We start from the raw sequence: 18,406 nt of genomic DNA, 5'->3' as shown, positions 1-18,406 counted from the left end.
AAAGGGCCCAGCATACCTGAGTCGGGTGACGGCGCTGATTTCGATGGGGTTGTTCGTGGCCGGGTCAGCGTTGCGCGGTATCCACGTCGACCACCACCTTCACACGTCCAGTCCCACTGGCAACGAGCTGATAGGCCTCGTCCGCGCTGCGCAAATCGAACCGTGTCTGATCGACCAAGGGCGCGAGCGCGCCGCTTTCCACGAGCCGCGTCGCTTCGCGCATCATCTCGCCGAGGTGCGCGCGATATCGACCGGTCAGCAACGGATACAGCGTGAAGATCCCTGAATAGCTGGCTTCACGAAACGACAGCGGCGCAAGCGCATGCGTCCCCCAGCCAAGCGCACTGACCACGTGCCCAAAATGCCGGACCGCGGCGAACGACGCATCGAGCGAGGCCCCCCCTACCGTATCGACGACCAGATCGAATCCTTCGCCATCGGTCAAACTCGCCACATACTGTTCGACCGTCTGCGCGCGGTAGTCGATCGGTGTCGCGCCGAGCCGCCGCACCAGCTCGGCATTGTGTGCGCTCGCGGTTGCATAGACGTCGGCGCCGAGCGCGCGCGCCAGTTGCACGGCGATGTGGCCGACCCCTCCGGCGCCACCCTGGACCAGCACTTTGGTTCCGCCTTGCAGATGCGCGCGATCGACGATACCCGCATACGACGTGATGAACGCGAGCGGCAACGCGGCGGCCTCGCGCATCGACAGATTGCGCGGCGCATGGGCGAGCAGGGCGGCATCGACCGCAGCGTACTCGGCGAGCGACCCCTGGATGCCGCCGACGCCGCCGGTCATGCCATACACGTTGTCGCCGACAGCGAACCCGCCGACGCCATCGCCGAGCGCCTCCACCGTGCCCGCGAGGTCGATACCGAGGACGAGCGGCAACGGGTGTTGCGCGTGCGCGGCCTCGCCCGCGCGAATCTTGATGTCGAGCGGATTGAGGCCGCTCGCGGCGACGTGCACCAGGACCTGGCCGGCAGCGGGTTCCGGGCGGGGCAGCGGCGTGTATTCGAGCGGGCCGTTGTATTGGCTGAGGATCAGAGCGTGCATGGACATGGCGGTCTCCTTGGTTCGACGCGTTACCGCGCGGCCGCATCGACAAGGGCGGCCACACCGCTCACCGGCTTCATCAAGTCGTCCGGCAGACCATGCCGCTCACGAAGATAGGCCGTCGAGTTGAACGATAGCCACGCACGGCCGTCCGCGTCCTCCCAGACGAGCACCTTCAAAGGAAGATCGAGCGCGGCGGTCGGCGCGAGTTGCATCAGCGGTGTACCGGCTTTGGGATGGCCGAAGATCAGGAGCCGGCTGAACGGCATCGCCAGTCCCTCGCGCCCAGCGTCACCGCTGAAATCGATGCACGCGAAAACCGTCAGCCCTCGCTCCAGAATCAAGGTTTGAAGACGCTCGGCGGTCGCGTCGCCCGCACGGGTGCTTGCAACGGTGACGATGCCAGCGCTGGCGTTCTCTGCGATCGAAGCGGTGGCCATCATGCCTCCCGTGCGGATGTTGTGCTCCGGCAGCGTTCGCGTGATCAGGTCTGCCGGACGGGCAACGCGTTGACCGTGACGCAGCATGCGTCGCATGCGTGCAATGCGCCAACGGAGAAGCGGATCCATGCAGTGTAGGCGTTCGCTGGTGCGGTGTGGCCGATCGTGCGGACGCGCTGTGAGGGAAGTTCTGCCGAAAGGCGAATGAAAGCGGATGGGGCGCCCGCTGAACGAACGGCGGCTTCCACATTCGCGAAGCCGCCGTCAGGGGCGCCTGATCGGCGCCCCGATGCCAGATTACTGGCTCAGGTAAACAAACTTGCCATTCTTGATCGTGCCCATCACGCTCGCCCGCTGATCAAGGCCGACGTGATCCTTCGGGCTCGTATTGACCACCCCGTTCGGCACCACCAGCTCATGCGCGTGTTCGAGCTCGTCGCGCAATGCGACGCGAAACGCCGGCGTACCCGGCTGCGCGGTCTTCAACGCACGCGCGACGGCGTCCTGCAGGCGCGGGTACACGCCGGCCGCGTCGCCCGCGAACTGCGTGACGCTGCCGGGGCCGTACTTCGCCTCGTACGCGTCGACGAACGCGAGCGCCGCCTTCTTCGACGGATGATCGGCCGGCAGCGTGCGCGCGACGACGACCGGTTGCGTCGGGAACAGCGTGCCTTCCACGTCTTTACCGCCGAGCTTGATGAACTCCGGCGTCGCGATGCCATGCGTCTGATAGATCGGGCCCTTGTAGCCGCGCTCGATCAGCGTGCGCTGCGGCAGTACCGTTGGGGTGCCCGCGCCGGCGATCAGGATCGCGTCGGGCTTCGCGGCCATCAGCTTCAGGATCTGGCCGGTCACGCTCGCGTCGGTGCGGTTGTAGCGCTCGGTCGCGACCAGCTGGATATGGCGCAGCGCAGCGAACTTGCTGAACTCGTTGAGCCAGCTTTCGCCGTAGCCGTCCGCGAAACCGATGAAACCGACCGTCTTCACGTCGTGGTTCGACATGTAGCGCGTCATCACGTCGGCCATCGCGCTATCGGTCTGCGCCATCTTGTAGGCCCAGATCTTTTTGCCTTCCTGCGGCTCGACGACGATGGCCGAGCCGATCAACGTGATCATCGGCGTCTGGCTGTCGGCGACCGGATCGAGCGCGGCCATCGCGGCCGGCGTGATGTTCGGGCCGACGATCACGTCGACGTGGTCCTCGTTGATCAGCTTGCGGATGTTGCGCACGGCGTTGCCGGGGTCGGACGCGTCGTCGAGGAAGATGTAGTCGGCTTTCTGGCCGGCGATCGTCTGCGGCCACATCAGCATCGCGTTCTTGCTCGTGATGCCGATCACGGCGGCCGGTCCGGTGTACGACAGATCGATGCCGACTTTCAGGTCTGCGTGCGCCGCGCCGGCGACGAGCAGCGCCGCGGCCGCGAGGCCGCGCAGGGTGTTGCGTACTTTATTGTTATGCAACTTCATCGGAAGGTCTCCGTAGCGAGAGAGCGGTATGGACGCGGTTCAAAGCTCATAGGTTTCGTGTTCGCCATTCAGCGCCTGCTCGATCAGCTTGCGGTTCAGGCTCGGCGACAGCAGCTCGACGAGCGTGTACACGTAGCTGCGCAGATACGCGCCCTGTTTCAGCGCGACGCGCGTCACGTTGCTGCCGAACAGATGGCCGACCGGCATCGCGCGCAAATGGCGGTCGCGCTCGGCGTTGAACGCGATGTCGGCCATGATGCCGACGCCGAGGCCTAGCTCGACGTAGGTCTTGATCACGTCGGCGTCGATCGCCTCGAGCACGATGTCCGGATGCACCCCGCGCAGCCGGAACGCTTCGTTGATCTTGGTGCGGCCGGCGAACGCGTTGTCGTACGTAATCAGCGGGTACTGGGTCAGGTCGTCGAGCGACAGCAGCTTGCGCTCGAGCAGCGGATGGTCGGGCTGCATCACCGCGACGTGGTGCCACTGGAAGCAGGGCAGCGACACCAGATCCTTGTAGTTCGAGATCGCCTCGGTCGCGATCGCGAGGTCGGCCTGGTCGTGCAGCACCATTTCGGCGACCTGGGTCGGGCTGCCTTGCAGAATTGAAAGGTGAACCTTCGGAAAGCGCTTCTTGAACTCCGCGATCGCCGCGGGCAGCGAGTAGCGCGCCTGCGTGTGGGTGGCGGCGATCGTCAGATTGCCCTGGTCCTGCGCCGCGAAGTCCTTGCCGACCCGCCTCAGGCTTTCCACTTCCTGCAGGATTTTTTCGACCGATTGCAATATGATGCGGCCCGGCTCGGTCAGCGAGCGCACGCGCTTGCCGTGGCGGGTAAAGATTTCGACGCCAAGTTCGTCCTCCAGCTCGATGATCGCCTTCGAGACGCCCGGCTGGCTCGTAAACAACGCCTTGGCCGCTTCGGTGAGGTTGAAGTTCTGCCGCACAGCCTCGCGGACGAAGCGGAATTGGTGCAGGTTCATATATAACCTCGCCGCATATAAAAAGAATTTTTTAGTCGTTTGAAATATAAGGCGAGTTTATTACGATCTGTCCATCTTTTTCAATATGGATATCTGTATTTGTTATAAGCAAATGAGCGATGGGTCTAAACGCTCGCTTGCGATAGCTGACAAAGCCGGTATTCAAGCCGCGGCCGATCCGGACGGTCGCGTGTCACGCAAGTTTCGAAAAATTGGGGCCCCCGAATGTACCAATACGATCAGTACGACCAGACCATCGTCGATGAACGGGTCGCGCAGTACGCCGATCAGGTTCGCCGCCGCTTGTCGGGCGAATTGAGCGAAGAGGAATTCCGTCCGCTGCGCCTGCAGAACGGTCTGTATTACCAGCGCCACGCGTACATGCACCGCATCGCGATTCCGTACGGCAACTTGCGCAGCGACCAGATGCGCGTGCTCGCGCAGATCGCGCGCGAACACGACCGCGGCTACGGCCATTTCTCGACGCGTTCGAACATCCAGTACAACTGGATCAAGCTCGAAGAAACGCCGGAAATCCTGCGCAAGCTCGCCGCCGTGCAGATGCACGGCATTCAGACCTCGGGCAACTGCATCCGCAACATCACCGCCGATCAATTCGCCGGCGTCGCGCCCGACGAAGTCGTCGATCCGCGTCCGTGGGCCGAAATCCTGCGTCAATGGTCGACGTTCCACCCCGAATTCGCGTGGCTGCCGCGCAAGTTCAAGATCGCGGTGTCGGGTTCGAAGGAAGACCGCGCGGCCGTGCAGATCCACGACATGGGCGTGTATCTGCGCAAGAACGAACAGGGCGAACTGGTGGCCGACATCCTCGCTGGTGGTGGTCTGGGCCGCACGCCGATCGTCGGCGCGGTGATCCGCCGCGATCTGCCGTGGCAGCACCTGCTGACCTATAGCGAAGCCGTGTTGCGTGTGTACAACCGCTACGGCCGCCGCGACAACATGTACAAGGCGCGTATCAAGATTCTGGTGAAGGCGCTGTCGCCGGAGAAGTTCGCCGCGCAGGTCGAAGAAGAGTGGCAGCACCTGAAGGACGGCCCGTCGACGCTCACGCAGGCCGAAGTCGATCGCGTGACGCAATACTTCGCGCCGCCCGCTTACGACAAGCTGCCGGACACCGATACGTCGTTCGAAAAGCATCTGCTGGAAAACCGCGCGTTCGCGCGCTGGGTCGAGCGTAACGTGCGTCCGCACAAGGTGTCGGGCTACGCCTCGGTCACGCTGTCGCTGAAGCCGACCACGGTTGCGCCGGGCGACGCGACGGACGTGCAGATGGACGCGGTCGCCGACTGGGCCGACGAATACTCGTTCGGCAAGGTCCGCGTGTCGCACGAACAGAACCTGATCCTCGCCGACGTCAAGAAGCGCGACCTGTTCGCGCTGTGGGAAAAGGCCAAGGCGCAGGGTTTCGCGACGCCGAACATCGGCTTGTTGACCGACATCATCTCGTGCCCGGGCGGTGACTTCTGCTCGCTCGCGAATGCGAAGTCGATTCCGATCGCGCTCGCGATCCAGGAACGTTTCAACGATCTCGACTACGTGTACGACCTCGGCGACGTGTCGCTGAACATCTCGGGCTGCATCAACGCGTGCGGTCACCATCACGTCGGCAACATCGGCATTCTGGGCGTCGACAAGGACGGCTCCGAGTGGTACCAGGTGACGCTCGGCGGCGAGCAGGGCACCGGCGCGACCGGCGCTCACCTTGGCCGCGTGATCGGCCCGTCGTTCTCGGCCGAGGAAATGCCCGACGTGATGACGAAGGTGATCGATACGTTCGTGGAAAACCGCCAGGAAGGCGAGCGTTTCATCGATACGTACACCCGCATCGGCATCGCGCCGTTCAAGGAGCGCGTGTACGCCGCGCGTCAACCGGCTCACGCGTAACCGCGAAAGGATACTGAACAGATGGCTTCAATCATCAAGAACCGCGCGATCGTCGACGACGACTGGAGCGTCGTGCGTGCCGCGGAAGACGGCGCTTTGCCGGCAGTGGCCGAACTGCCGGCCGGCAAGGTCATCGTGCCGCTGGCGCTGTGGCAGGCCGAGCGTGAAGCGCTCGTGGCCGCGCGTCAAGCGGCCGAGATCGGCGTATGGCTCGCGCCGGATAACGAACCGGCGGACATCGTCGGCGACTTCGACAAGCTCGCGCTGATCGCCGTGGACTTCCCGGTGTTCCGCGACGGCCGTGGCTACAGCATCGGCCGTCTGCTGCGCGAGCGCTATGGCTACAAGGGCGAACTGCGCGCGATCGGCGACGTGCTGCGCGACCAGATCACGTTCATGTTCCGCTGCGGCTTCGACGCGTATGCACTGCGCGCCGACAAGGACATCAACGACGCGTTGAAAGCGTTCGACGACTTTAGCGTGCAGTACCAGGGCGCCGTGGACACGTCGCCGCTGTTCCGCCGCCGTGCCGCGCAGGCTGGCGCCGCCAAGGTCCCGGCATGAGCGCCGCCCAATCGTTGAGCCCGGAGCTCGCGGCGAAGGTCGAGCGTCTCGACGCGCTGCTCGACTCGATCGCAGCGCGTCACGCGAACGTGAAGCTCGCGAGCAGCCTCGCGGCCGAAGACATGCTGCTCACGCATGCGATCCTGTCGCGCGGCGTGAAGATCGGCATCTTTTCGCTGAACACGGGGCGTCTGCATGCGGAAACGCTCGGCATGCTCGACCGCGTGAAAGAGCGCTACGGCTACGACATCGAGCAGTTTCATCCGCAGGCGGCCGCGGTCGAGCAGTATGTGAACGGGCACGGCCTGAACGCATTCTATGAAAGCGTCGAGCTGCGCAAGCGCTGCTGCGAGATCCGCAAGGTCGAGCCGCTCAATCGCGCGCTTGCCGAGGTCAGCGCCTGGGTGACCGGGCAGCGTCGCGAGCAATCGGTCACGCGTGCCGAGCTGCACGAGGAAGAGCACGACGACGCGCGCAACATCGCCAAGTTCAATCCACTCGCGGACTGGACCGAAGCCGAAGTCTGGGATTATCTTAGTGCGTTCGACGTGCCGGTCAATCCGCTGCATGCGCGCGGTTATCCGAGCATCGGCTGCGAGCCGTGTACGCGTGCGATCCGCCCCGGCGAAGACAGCCGGGCGGGGCGCTGGTGGTGGGAGTCGCGCGATACGAAGGAATGCGGCTTGCATATCACGGCGATTACTCCGATTGCGGTCGAGCGCAACGAAAACGCGTCGGCCTGAGCGCCGCGTACCGAGCTTGCGGCGCATTACCGCCGAAACCGATCTGAATATTTTCGCCCGTGCGAGCAGCGCTTGCCGGGCGAACCAACGAAGGACCCGCTATGAGCACCACGCTCGATTCCACTGTCAACGCTCCGCTCGCCAACACGGTCAACCGGATGGATCACCTCGATTGGCTCGAAGCCGAGTCGATTCACATCCTGCGAGAACTGGTCGCCGAATGCAGCAAGCCGGCGCTGCTGTTTTCGGGCGGCAAGGATTCCGTCGTGGTGCTCGCGCTCGCACTGAAGGCGTTCGGCCTCGGTGCGAACCGCAAAACGCAGCTACCGTTCCCGCTCGTGCATATCGACACGGGCCACAACTACGACGAAGTGATCGACTTCCGCGATCGTCGCGCGCAACAGATCGGCGCGGAACTGGTGGTCGGCCATGTTGAAGATTCGATCAAGCGCGGCACCGTGCGTCTGCGTCGCGAAACGGATTCGCGCAATGCCGCGCAGGCGGTGACGCTGCTCGAAACCATCGAGCAGTACGGTTACACCGCGATGATCGGCGGCGCGCGCCGCGACGAGGAAAAGGCCCGCGCGAAAGAGCGCATCTTCTCGTTCCGTGACGAATTCGGCCAGTGGGACCCGAAGGCGCAGCGCCCGGAACTGTGGAGCCTGTACAACGCGCGTCTGCACAACGGCGAACACATGCGCGTGTTCCCGATCTCGAACTGGACCGAGCTCGACGTGTGGCAGTACATCGCGCGTGAACAGCTCGAACTGCCGTCGATCTACTACGCGCACCAGCGCGAGATCGTGCGCCGCAACGGCCTGCTCGTGCCGGTCACGCCGCTCACGCCGATGCGCGAAGGTGAGACGAGCGAACAGGCGCTCGTGCGTTTCCGCACGGTCGGCGACATCAGCTGCACGTGCCCGGTCGAAAGCGACGCGGACGTCATCGAGAAGATCATCGCCGAGACGGCCGTCACCGAAATCACGGAACGCGGCGCGACGCGGATGGACGACCAGGTGTCGGAAGCGGCGATGGAGCAGCGCAAGAAGCAGGGTTATTTCTAAGCACACGACGAAGGCAAAGCAACCATGAGCAGTATTCATCAACCAGAAGACCTCGGCGTGCTGCGTTTCATCACCGCGGGCAGCGTCGACGACGGCAAGAGCACGCTGATCGGCCGCCTGCTGTACGACAGCAAGGCGGTATTGAGCGACCAGCTCTCGGCGCTGTCGCGCGCGAAGAACAAGCGCACCGTCGGCGATGAAATCGATCTGTCGCTGTTGACCGACGGCCTCGAAGCCGAGCGCGAGCAGGGCATCACGATCGACGTCGCCTACCGCTACTTCGCCACCGCCAAGCGTAAGTTCATCATCGCCGATACGCCGGGCCATGAGCAGTACACGCGCAACATGGTGACGGGCGCGTCGACCGCGCATGCGGCGATCATTCTCGTCGACGCGACGCGCGTGACGCTCGAAAACGGCGTCGCGCAACTGCTGCCGCAAACCAAGCGTCATAGCGCGATCGTCAAGCTGCTCGGTCTGCAGCACGTGATCGTCGCGATCAACAAGATGGACCTCGTCGACTACAGCGAAGCGCGCTTCAACGAGATCCGCGACGCCTACGTCGAGCTCGCGCGTCACCTCGGTCTGCAGGACGTGCGCTTCGTGCCGGTGTCGGCGCTGAAGGGCGACAACATCGTCACGGCGAGCGAGCGCATGCCGTGGTACGCGGGCGAGCCGCTACTCGACGTGCTCGAAGCGCTGCCGGTCGAAACCGCGAACGGCGAGGCGCTGCGCTTTCCAGTGCAGTGGGTCGCGCGCCAGGACGGCAGCCAGGCCGACGATTTCCGCGGCTACATGGGCCGGGTCGAATCGGGCGAAGTGAAGCTCGGCGACACGATCGTCGTGTTGCCGGCCAATCGCGAAGCGACCGTGGCCGAGATCATCGCGCCGGTGGTCGGCGGCACCGCGCAGGTGGACCGTGCGTTCGCCGGTCAGACGGTGACGATCCGTCTCGCGGAAGACGTCGACGTGTCGCGCGGCGACACCTTCGTGCTGCGCGAAGCGGCGCCGGAGCCGGCGAAGAAGCTCGAAGCGGACCTCTGCTGGTTCGACGACGCGCCGCTGTCGACGCAGCGCAAGTATCTGCTGAAGCAGACCACCAGCACGGTGTTCGCGAAGATCGGCGCGATCAAGGAAGTGCTCGACGTGCATACGCTGTCGCAGGCGACCGATCGCAAGGAACTGGCGATGAACGACATCGGTCGTGTCGCGCTGACCTTGCAGAAGCCGCTCGTGTGCGACGCGTACGACTCGCATCAGGGCACCGGCGCGTTCGTGCTGATCGACGAGGCGACGAACCACACGGTCGCCGCCGGCATGATCCGCGCGTTTTCCGCCTGAGCACGGCAAGACTAGCAGGCGACGGATGGGCCACACAGGCGGCGCAACGCGCCGCCGCGTACGCTCCAACGAACAGGTTGATGTCAATGGGTAAGGTTTATCTGATCGGCGCGGGACCCGGTGCCGCGGACCTGATTACGGTGCGCGGCGCGCGGCTGCTCGGCGCCGCCGACGTCGTGCTGCACGACGCGCTGGTCGAGCCGGCGATGCTCGACTACGCGCCCGCGCGCGCGAAGCGCATTGCGGTCGGCAAGCGCTGCGGCCAGCTATCGACGGCCCAACAGTTCATCAACAAGCAGATCGTCGATGCGGCTTTGGAGCACGACGTGGTCGTGCGTTTGAAGGGCGGCGATCCGATGCTGTTCGGCCGCGCCGACGAAGAGATGCGCGCGCTCGAAGCCGCGGGCATCGAGTATGAAGTCGTGCCGGGCATCACCGCCGCGCTGGCGAGCGCGGCCACGCTGAAGCGTTCGCTGACGCTGCGCGGCGTGTCGCGCAGCGTCGCGCTCGCGACGTTCAGCCGCGCGCCAGGTTCCGATGAGATCCGCGAGCAGGTCAACGCCGATTCTCTGGTGTTCTACATGGGCCGCGACAGCGGCGTCGAAATCGCCCAGCAACTGATCGATGCTGGCAAGCCCGCGACGACGCCCGTGGCGATCGTCGAGGCGTGCAGCACGCCGCGCGAACGCATGCTGACGCTGACGTTGGAAGATCTTGCGGCCGGCGAAGCGCAGCGCTGGGTCGATGCGTCGCAGCCGAGTCTGTTGATGATCGGCGAGGCGTTCGCGGCGCGGCAGACCGAGGCGAAGCGCGCGTCGAACGGGATGCTGGTCGCGGCCTGAATATCCTCGGCAGGGCCGACCCGAGAGCGGCGAATCTGAGCAACCAGAACGAAAAAATCAGAGCTGCCGCAAGCAATACTGCGCGAGCGCATCCAGCACCGAATCATCCTCGCCGACTGCCACCGCGCAGCGAATCTCGACACCGGGATGCGCGGCGCGGCAATGATCGACGATCGCGGGCAAATCCTTGCGGACATGACCGCCTTGCCCGAAGAACACCGGCACCACGGTGATCGCATCGCAGCCTTGCGTGACGAGTTGCGCGACGGCCGTCGGCAGGTCGGGTTCCATCAGTTCGAGAAAGGCGAGCGTAACCGCAGGAGCTTCGCCCGTCGCCGCGCGCGCGGCGCGCAGCTTGTCGGCGAGCCGCTCGAACGGCTCGCGCCAGCGCGCATCGCGCGCGCCGTGGCCAAACAGAATCAGTCCGTGCATAGCCATCGCATCAGCTCCTGACGATGCCCCTCAACGCACTGGCGTTAGTGCCGGTCGACCCACTTCAACCCGACGAGCCCCAGCACCAGGTAGACGAGCCCAGGTGTCGCCGCGGTCAACGGCGCGGGCCACGTATTGAGCGTGCCGATATGCGAGAACAGCGTGTTGAACAGCTGGAAGCTCATGCCGAGCATGATGCCGCCGAACACCTTCACGCCGACCACGCCCGCGCGCGTATGCAGATACGCGAACGGCAGCGACAGCACCAGCATCACGAACACCGCGAACGGATACAGCACCTTGCGCCACAGCGCGATTTCATAGCGCTGCGTGTCCTGATGGTTTTCGGTCAGATGCTGGATATAGCGGAACAGATTGAACATCGACATCCGGTCCGGCGACACCAGCAGCACCGACAGGATCTGCGGCGTCAGCTCCGAGCGCAGCGAATACTCGGGCAGCGTGACCTGCTTCGCGCGATACACCGGATTGAGCGCATCTGCCGGCGTACCCGGAGCGGGGGCCACGTCGAGCAGTTGCGTATCGGTCACGCCGGTCAGCAGCCAGTGGCCCGGCGGCTGATAGCGGCCGCTCTGCGCGATGCGAATGTTCGACAGGCGGAACTTCGAATCGAACTCGTAGATGCGCACGTTGCTGATCGTCGCGTCGGGCTTCAGCTCGCCGACGTTGACGAAGCGCGTGACCTGCTCGCCGTCGGCGCGCTCGGTCAGCGTGTCCTTGACCCACACGCCCGACTGGAAGTTGCTCGACACCGACGAGCCGAGCGCCTCGAGCCGCACGCGCTCGGAGAGCTGATCCGTATACGGGCCGACCACTTCGCCGATCAGATAGGTGACGATCACGAGCGGAATGCCGATCTTCAGCAGCGAGCGCAGCGCCTGATTCGTTGCGAGGCCTGATACGCGGAAGATCGTGTATTCGGAGTTCGCCGCCATCTGCGCGAACACGTAGATCGCGCTGATCAGCGCCGCGACCGGAATGATTTCGTAGAAACGCGACGGCGTTTGCAGCGCGACGCGCAGCACCGCGTACTGAAACTTGTAGTTGCCGTGGCCGACCGAGTTCAGTTCGTTGATCAGGTCGAAGAAGAAGAACAGACCTGAAAATGCAAACAGGATGAACACGAACGTGAGATAGATCTGACGCGCGAAATACCTTTCATAAATGCGCATCGCTCAGGCTCCCTGCGAACGGCTGAACATGGCGCGCGTAAATAGCGGCCGGTTGCGCACCCGCATCCAGAAGATGAACGCGACGATCCCGAGCACGATCACGTGCAGGATCACGAGCCCGACGCCGAACGACATCTTGCCCTGCTCGATCCACGCCTGCACGACGTTCAGCAGATTCGAATAAGTGAGGTAGATCAACACGGCCATTACGAGGTTGATCGTGCGGCTGCGCCGCGGGTTCTGGTGCGCGAGCGGAATGGCGAGCAGCATCAGGTTGATCGCGATCAACGGAAGACCCGCGCGCCACGCGAATTCGGCGAGGTTCTCTTTAGTGGGATTGCGCAGCAGCGTGAGCGTCGGCAAGCCGGTGGTGGTCGGCGTATTGACGACCGGCTGGCTCTGGATCTTCACGCCGTAGCGCTCGAACTCCATGATGCGGAAATCGGGGCGGCCCGGTTCGCCGTCGTAGCGGCGGCCGTTTTCCAGCACGACGAAGCGGTCGCCGTTCTTGTGCGTCTCGATGTGGCCGTTCTTCGACACCACGACGTTGACCTTGCCGCCCTCGGTGCTCGTCACGAACACGTTTTCCACATGCCCCTGGTCGGGCGACATCTTCTCGATGAAGAACACGCGATGCGTGGTCGGCGATTCGCGGAACTGCCCCGGCGCGAGCAGCGAGACTTCGTCGCGCTGCTGGAAGCGCGCGCGGATCAGCTTGCTCTGCTGGTTCGACCACGGCCAGCCGACGAACACGAAGAACATGATCAGGATGATGATCGGCGTGGCGAAAATGCCGATCGGCTTGATGAATTGCGTGAGACTGACGCCCGAGGACAGCCACACGACCATCTCGGAGTCTTTGTACCAGCGCGTGAGCACGAACAGGATCGACACGAACAGTGTCGCGACGAGCATGATGGCCAGATAGCCGATCACGGTGAGGCCGATCAGGACCAGCACGTCGCGCGGGTCGACCTCGCCCGAGGCCGCGAAGCCGACGATGCGGATCATCATCGTCGTCAGCACGAGCGTGAGGAGAACCATGAACACGGCGCCAGCCGTGTACGCGAGCTCGCGCTGGAGGGAGCGTTCAAAGATCATTGTTGATGACGAGAGGGGGCGCTCACGGCGACGCGGGGATTCGTTCCCGTCACGCCTCCGGTGCAGCCGCCGCGGGAAAAAATAGCGGATAATTGCGGCTTTCATCCTAAGCCCAGATTTTATCCGAGGACAAGCGCGATGGACTTTAGCATAAAAGCCTGTGATTGGACCAAAGGCTCGACGAACGGTTTCCTGACCGGGAAATCCGATTGCATCGTGATCGGTGTGTTCGAGTCGCAAACGCTGTCGGGCGCCGCGCTGGAGATCGACGCGGCCACCAAGGGCCTGCTCACGCGCGTCATCAAGGCAGGCGACATGGACGGCAAGGCGGGTACCACGCTGTTCCTGCACGAGGTGTCGGGCATCGGCGCGTCGCGCGTGCTGCTCGTCGGGCTCGGCAAACAGGACGCTTTCAGTCAGAAAGCCTACGGCGAGGCGGTCCGCGCCGCATGGCGCGCGCTGCTCGGCACGAAGATCGTGCAGGTCACGTTCACGCTCGCGCAACTGCCGGTGCTCGAACGCACGGCCGACTGGTGTGTGCGCGCCGCGATCCTCGCGCTGCGCGAGCTGACCTACCGCTTCACGCAACTGAAGAGCAAGCCGGACAATACGCCGCGCGCGTTGAAGCGCATCGTGTTCAGCGTCAACACCGGTGACGAGAAGGCCGCCAAGCTCGCCGCCAGGCAGGGCGCCGCGCTCGCCAACGGCATGGACCTGACGCGCGAGCTCGGCAATCTGCCGAGCAACGTCTGCACGCCGACCTATCTGGCGAACACCGCGAAGAAGCTCGCGAAAGACTGGAAGCTGAAGGTCGAGGTGCTCGGCGAGAAACAGTGTGAAGCGCTGAAGATGGGCTCGTTCCTGTCGGTCACCGCGGGCGCGGTCGAGCCGGCGCAGTTCATCGTGCTGCAGTACCAGGGCGCCGCCGCGAAGGCCGCGCCGGTCGTGCTGGTCGGCAAGGGCGTCACGTTCGACACGGGCGGCATCTCGCTGAAGCCGGGCGAGGGAATGGACGAGATGAAATACGACATGTGCGGCGCGGGCTCGGTGCTCGGCACGCTGCGCGCGGTCGCCGAGATGGGCCTGAAGATCAACGTGGTCGGCATCATTCCGGCCGTCGAGAACATGCCGTCGGGCACGGCCACCAAGCCGGGCGACATCGTCACCAGCATGAAGGGCCTCACGATCGAGGTGCTGAACACCGACGCCGAGGGCCGCCTGATTCTGTGCGACGCGCTCACCTACGCGGAGCGCTTCAAGCCGGCCGCGGTCATCGACATCGCGACGCTGACGGGCGCCTGCATCATCGCGCTCGGCCATCACAACAGCGGCCTGTTCTCGAAGGACGACGCGCTCGCGGGAGAACTGCTCGACGCGTCGCGCGAAGCGGCCGACCCGGCATGGCGCCTGCCGCTCGACGACGAGTACCAGGACCAGCTGAAGTCGAACTTCGCGGACGTCGCGAACATCGGCGGGCGTCCGGCGGGCAGCGTGACGGCCGCGTGCTTCCTGTCGCGTTTCACGGATTCGTACCCGTGGGCGCATCTCGACATCGCCGGCACCGCGTGGAAGAGCGGCACCGCGAAGGGCGCGACGGGCCGTCCGGTGCCGCTGCTCGCGCAGTTCCTGATCGACCGCGCCGGCCAATGACGCAGTGCGGTAAGCGCGCGCACGGCGCGCGGCAAGCGGGGCGGAGCGGCCGATGACGAGAATCGACTTTCACTCGAACGTCGGCGATTCGCTGCTGTACGCGTGTCGCCTCGTGCGCAAGGCGTATCTGGCGGGCCAGCCGCTCGTCGTGCTGGCCGAGCCCGCGCGCCTGCGCGCCTTCGACGAAATGCTGTGGACCTTCTCGCCGCTCGACTTCGTGCCGCACTGCATGGCGGGCACGCCGCTTGCCGCCGACACGCCCGTCGTGCTGGCCACGAATCTCGACGACGTGCCGCATCATCAGGTGCTGCTCAATCTGGGCGCAACGGTGCCGGCGCAGTTCGCGCGCTTCGATAGATTGCTCGAAGTGGTCGGTAACGCACACGAGGAACTCGCTGCGGGCCGCGAGCGCTATCGCTTCTATCGCGATCGCGGCTATGCTTTGAACAACTACAAGCAGGGCGGCTAGTTCGTTGCGCTGCGCGTCATGGCCGCGAGGAACGCGGCATGCGGACCGCCTGCCCTGGCTTGGACTCAAACACGGAGAGCGCACGTGTCCGATCCCCACGACAATTCGATTCCGGTCCTGAACGAGGTCCTCGTGCCGGGCCGCGCGCGCGAGACGCGCGAGGCGTCGACCGATGCCGCCGTGCCTGCATCCCAGCCGGGCGCCGAGCCCGCAAGCCCAGCCGTTGCGCAACCGGCGGCGGTGCCCGAGCCCGCTTCCCGCACGGAGCCCGCGTTCGTGCCAGCGCCCGCGCATCGAGCCGACCCCACGCTGGCGCCCGAACCGGTACTCGCGCCCCAACCGGTGCCCACGCCCGAGCAACTGAGTTCGCCGGAGCCCGTGCTCGTGCCGGAGCCGATGCCGACGCGAGAAGCCCCGCATGCGGCGGAGCATGAGCCTCTCGCGCAGACCGAGCTTCATCAGCCGCACGTGGCTGATCACACGCACCCGAGAAAACACGCACGGCCGCATCACGGCATTCATGTGCGACATGGGCATGACGACTTGCGTGAGGACGTGGAGGTGTCGCCCGGCGTGTTCGATCGTACCGAGCCCTTCATACCGCTCGAAGCCGGCGCGACCGTGCCGCCGGATATCGACCATGAAGGCGCGCACGAAGCCGCTCCCGCTCAGCCCACACTCGATGCCGACGCGCTCGCCGCACGTTTGCACGGACGCTTCCAGGGTTTTCTGACGGGCGAGGGGCGCGGCATCATCGAGGCGCGCTGCCGTGATGCAGTGCAGCAGCACACGAGTCTGCTCGTGAGTCAGATCACGCGCGAGGTCGCGCAGACGCTCGAAGCCGAGATGACCGATTGGGTACGTGAAGCGGTGGAAGAAGAAATCGCGCGGCGCTCGCGTTGACGCCGCGGTGACCTGAGAGCGCCGTTATTTGAGCGTCAGCACCCAAGCCGCCAGCGTGGCCGCCTGATCGGGCGTCAGTTGCGTGTTCGCGGGCATCGGCACGGTTCCCCATACGCCGGTGCCGCCATCGAGGATCTTGCGCTTCAGATAGGAGGCGGCGTCGTTGCGTCCCGCATAGCGGGCTGCAACGTCGTGCAGCGCCGGCCCCATGAACGGGCGAGTGACCGAGTGGCAGCTCATGCAGTTCTTCTGCTGGGCGAGCGCGAGCCCGGCTGTTTCGGCTCGGGCTGCGGGACCGGCGGCGCTCAATGCGGCGGCGAGCGCAACAGTGGCTGCCACGGCTGCGTACGACATCGATTTCATTATGGTCTCCGCCAGTGCAGATGCCCGGCTCGTGGTGCACGCATTATAAGAGCAAAGGGGCGCACGGATTTTCGTGCGCCCCTTGCGTTTTTGCGTAACGTGGCGGCGGGTTATCCCCGTCGGGGCGGGCCGCGCCGGCCGCGGTCATTACCCCGTCACCGCCCCTCGATTCGCCGGCTGCGCGAGCGCGAAATACTTGGCCATCACGCCGCGTGTGTAGCGCGGCTTCGGCGCCTGCCATGCGGCGCGGCGGCGCTGCAGCTCGGCATCGTCGATGTTCAGTTGCAGCAGCAGCTGGTGCGCGTCGATCGTGATCGAATCGCCTTCGTGCACGAGCGCGATCGTGCCGCCGACGAACGCCTCCGGCGCGACGTGCCCAACCACCATGCCCCAGGTGCCGCCCGAGAAGCGGCCGTCGGTGATGAGCCCGACCGATTCGCCGAGCCCCTTGCCGATGATCGCCGAGGTCGGCGCGAGCATTTCCGGCATGCCGGGGCCGCCCTTCGGGCCAAGATAGCGCAGCACGACGACGTCGCCGGCGACGATCTTGTCGGCGAGGATCGCTTCGAGCGCGCTCTGCTCGTCGTCGAATACGCGCGCCGGGCCCGTGATGACGGGGTTCTTGAGCCCGGTGATCTTGGCGACCGCGCCGTCTTCGGCCAGATTGCCCTTCAGGATCGCGAGATGGCCTTCGGCGTAGAGCGCCTTGTCGATCGGGAAGATCACCTGCTGATCGCTGCGCGGCCTGGCTGGTACGTCCTTCAACTCCTCGGCGATCGTTTTGCCGGTGATCGTCATGCAATCGCCGTGCACAAGCCCGGCGTCGAGCAGGATCTTCAGCACCTGCGGAATGCCGCCCGCCTTGTGCAGATCGGTGGCGACGTACTGGCCCGACGGCTTCAGGTTGCAGATCACCGGCACTTTTTTGCGCATGCGCTCGAAGTCCTCGATCGTCCATTCGATCTCGGCCGCGTGCGCGATCGCCAGGTAGTGCAGCACCGCGTTGGTCGAGCCGCCGGTCGCCATGATCAAGGCAACCGCGTTTTCGATCGACTGCTTCGTGATGATGTCGCGCGGCTTCAAATCCTTCTTGACGGCTTCGACGAGCACACGCGCCGATTCGGCGGCCGAGTCGACCTTCTCCTGGTCGGGATTCGCCATCGTCGACGAATACATGAGCGACATGCCGAGCGCCTCGAACGACGAGCTCATCGTATTGGCCGTGTACATGCCGCCGCACGAACCGGTCGACGGACACGCATTTTTCTCGATGCCCTCGAAATCCTCCTGCGACATGCGGCCCGCCGTGAATTCGCCGACCGCCTCGAACGACGATACGATCGTCAGATCGGTGCCTTTCCAGTTGCCCGGCCGGATCGTGCCGCCGTACACGTAGATGCCCGGCACGTTCATGCGCGCGAGGCCGATCATGCCGCCCGGCATGTTCTTGTCGCAGCCGCCGATCACGACCACGCCGTCCATCCATTGCCCTTGCACGCAGGTCTCGATGCAATCGGCGATCACCTCGCGCGACACGAGCGAGTACTTCATGCCCTCGGTGCCCATCGACATGCCGTCCGAGATCGTCGGCGTGCCGAAGGTCTGCGGGTTCGCGTCGGCGCGCCTGATCGCGGTGACGGCCGCGTCGGCGAGACGCTGCAGGCCGGCGTTGCACGGCGTAATCGTCGAGTGGCCGTTGGCGACGCCGATCATCGGTTTGTCGAAATCCTCCTTCTGGTAGCCGAGCGCGTAGTACATCGAGCGATTCGGTGAACGCGCGATGCCTTGCGTGATGTTCTTCGAACGACGGTTGTAGGCCATGGGGAGCTCCAGTCTGGCTGTTCTGATGAAAGCGCGCGGCGGCGTGCGCGCGCGCATCCGTTCAGTGTAG

18 protein-coding genes are annotated in these 18,406 nt (G+C 64.8%); 9 read left to right on the top strand and 9 right to left on the bottom strand.

The genetic code is table 11. The features are described 5' to 3' along the window. Nucleotides 1-64: 64 nt before the first annotated feature. The 4 genes from HDG34_RS10280 to HDG34_RS10265 all read right to left on the bottom strand — a co-directional run bounded on the left by HDG34_RS10280 (nucleotide 65) and on the right by HDG34_RS10265 (nucleotide 3,945). The gene (locus HDG34_RS10280) at nucleotides 65-1,063 is read right to left on the bottom strand and encodes a zinc-dependent alcohol dehydrogenase family protein (RefSeq protein WP_184059675.1); all 999 of its coding nucleotides are present in this window, start codon (nucleotides 1,061-1,063) and stop codon (nucleotides 65-67) included. 23 nt (nucleotides 1,064-1,086) lie between these two features. After that, nucleotides 1,087-1,584: a DUF302 domain-containing protein gene (locus HDG34_RS10275; protein WP_260321110.1), complete on the bottom strand. Its 498-nt coding sequence runs from the start codon at nucleotides 1,582-1,584 to the stop codon at nucleotides 1,087-1,089. Nucleotides 1,585-1,794: 210 nt separating this feature from the next. Next, on the bottom strand, nucleotides 1,795-2,964 hold the full coding sequence (locus HDG34_RS10270) for an ABC transporter substrate-binding protein (protein WP_184059673.1): 1,170 nt from the start codon (nucleotides 2,962-2,964) through the stop codon (nucleotides 1,795-1,797). A 39-nt stretch (nucleotides 2,965-3,003) separates the two neighbouring features. Beyond that, the gene (locus HDG34_RS10265) at nucleotides 3,004-3,945 is read right to left on the bottom strand and encodes a CysB family HTH-type transcriptional regulator (RefSeq protein WP_184059671.1); all 942 of its coding nucleotides are present in this window, start codon (nucleotides 3,943-3,945) and stop codon (nucleotides 3,004-3,006) included. 225 nt (nucleotides 3,946-4,170) lie between these two features. Between HDG34_RS10265 and HDG34_RS10260 the strand changes: the two genes are divergently transcribed. From HDG34_RS10260 to cobA, 6 genes are all read left to right on the top strand, one after another. Beyond that, nucleotides 4,171-5,850, top strand: a complete 1,680-nt coding sequence (locus tag HDG34_RS10260; protein ID WP_184059669.1) for a nitrite/sulfite reductase — start codon at nucleotides 4,171-4,173, stop codon at nucleotides 5,848-5,850. Nucleotides 5,851-5,871: 21 nt separating this feature from the next. Next, nucleotides 5,872-6,414 (top strand): DUF934 domain-containing protein, encoded by a 543-nt coding sequence (locus tag HDG34_RS10255; RefSeq protein ID WP_184059667.1) that lies wholly within the window; start codon nucleotides 5,872-5,874, stop codon nucleotides 6,412-6,414. Further along, nucleotides 6,411-7,157, top strand: a complete 747-nt coding sequence (locus HDG34_RS10250) for a phosphoadenylyl-sulfate reductase (RefSeq protein WP_184059665.1) — start codon at nucleotides 6,411-6,413, stop codon at nucleotides 7,155-7,157. Before HDG34_RS10255 ends, HDG34_RS10250 begins: the two co-directional genes overlap by 4 nt. 101 nt (nucleotides 7,158-7,258) lie before the next feature. Then, nucleotides 7,259-8,221, top strand: a complete 963-nt coding sequence (gene cysD, locus HDG34_RS10245) for a sulfate adenylyltransferase subunit CysD (protein WP_090803401.1) — start codon at nucleotides 7,259-7,261, stop codon at nucleotides 8,219-8,221. Nucleotides 8,222-8,245: 24 nt separating this feature from the next. After that, entirely contained in the window at nucleotides 8,246-9,562 is a 1,317-nt protein-coding gene (locus tag HDG34_RS10240) for a sulfate adenylyltransferase subunit 1 (RefSeq protein WP_184059663.1), read from the top strand. Nucleotides 9,563-9,648: 86 nt separating this feature from the next. Continuing rightward, the gene (gene cobA / locus HDG34_RS10235; RefSeq protein WP_184059800.1) at nucleotides 9,649-10,404 is read left to right on the top strand and encodes a uroporphyrinogen-III C-methyltransferase; all 756 of its coding nucleotides are present in this window, start codon (nucleotides 9,649-9,651) and stop codon (nucleotides 10,402-10,404) included. A gap of 57 nt (nucleotides 10,405-10,461) precedes the next feature. On the opposite strand, the gene HDG34_RS10230 is transcribed toward cobA, so the two are convergent. The 3 genes from HDG34_RS10230 to lptF are packed head-to-tail and all read right to left on the bottom strand — an operon-like array spanning nucleotide 10,462 to nucleotide 13,130. Next, the gene (locus tag HDG34_RS10230; RefSeq protein WP_018419678.1) at nucleotides 10,462-10,842 is read right to left on the bottom strand and encodes a sirohydrochlorin chelatase; all 381 of its coding nucleotides are present in this window, start codon (nucleotides 10,840-10,842) and stop codon (nucleotides 10,462-10,464) included. A 38-nt stretch (nucleotides 10,843-10,880) separates the two neighbouring features. Further along, on the bottom strand, nucleotides 10,881-12,029 hold the full coding sequence (lptG, locus tag HDG34_RS10225; protein ID WP_018419679.1) for an LPS export ABC transporter permease LptG: 1,149 nt from the start codon (nucleotides 12,027-12,029) through the stop codon (nucleotides 10,881-10,883). Nucleotides 12,030-12,032: 3 nt separating this feature from the next. Beyond that, entirely contained in the window at nucleotides 12,033-13,130 is a 1,098-nt protein-coding gene (gene lptF / locus HDG34_RS10220; protein ID WP_184059661.1) for an LPS export ABC transporter permease LptF, read from the bottom strand. A 138-nt stretch (nucleotides 13,131-13,268) separates the two neighbouring features. Here lptF and HDG34_RS10215 point away from each other — a divergent pair, with 138 nt between their 5' ends. From HDG34_RS10215 to HDG34_RS10205, 3 genes are all read left to right on the top strand, one after another. After that, nucleotides 13,269-14,780, top strand: coding sequence for a leucyl aminopeptidase (locus HDG34_RS10215; protein WP_184059660.1), 1,512 nt, complete (start codon nucleotides 13,269-13,271; stop codon nucleotides 14,778-14,780). A gap of 52 nt (nucleotides 14,781-14,832) precedes the next feature. Further along, complete coding sequence (locus HDG34_RS10210; RefSeq protein ID WP_184059659.1) at nucleotides 14,833-15,249, top strand: DNA polymerase III subunit chi; 417 nt, start codon at nucleotides 14,833-14,835, stop codon at nucleotides 15,247-15,249. A gap of 84 nt (nucleotides 15,250-15,333) precedes the next feature. Further along, nucleotides 15,334-16,152, top strand: coding sequence for a DUF2486 family protein (locus HDG34_RS10205; RefSeq protein WP_184059658.1), 819 nt, complete (start codon nucleotides 15,334-15,336; stop codon nucleotides 16,150-16,152). A gap of 24 nt (nucleotides 16,153-16,176) precedes the next feature. Here the strand turns inward: HDG34_RS10205 and HDG34_RS10200 are convergent, their stop codons facing one another. After that, entirely contained in the window at nucleotides 16,177-16,515 is a 339-nt protein-coding gene (locus HDG34_RS10200) for a c-type cytochrome (protein ID WP_184059657.1), read from the bottom strand. A 147-nt stretch (nucleotides 16,516-16,662) separates the two neighbouring features. Further along, a complete protein-coding gene (ilvD, locus tag HDG34_RS10195; protein WP_184059656.1) occupies nucleotides 16,663-18,336 on the bottom strand; it encodes a dihydroxy-acid dehydratase in 1,674 nt (557 codons plus the stop codon). Between the last annotated feature and the right edge of the window lie 70 nt (nucleotides 18,337-18,406).

The organism is Paraburkholderia sp. HC6.4b, from assembly GCF_014200875.1.
Lineage (GTDB): Bacteria > Pseudomonadota > Gammaproteobacteria > Burkholderiales > Burkholderiaceae > Paraburkholderia > Paraburkholderia tuberum.
This window is presented reverse-complemented; position numbering and strand designations above follow the sequence as displayed.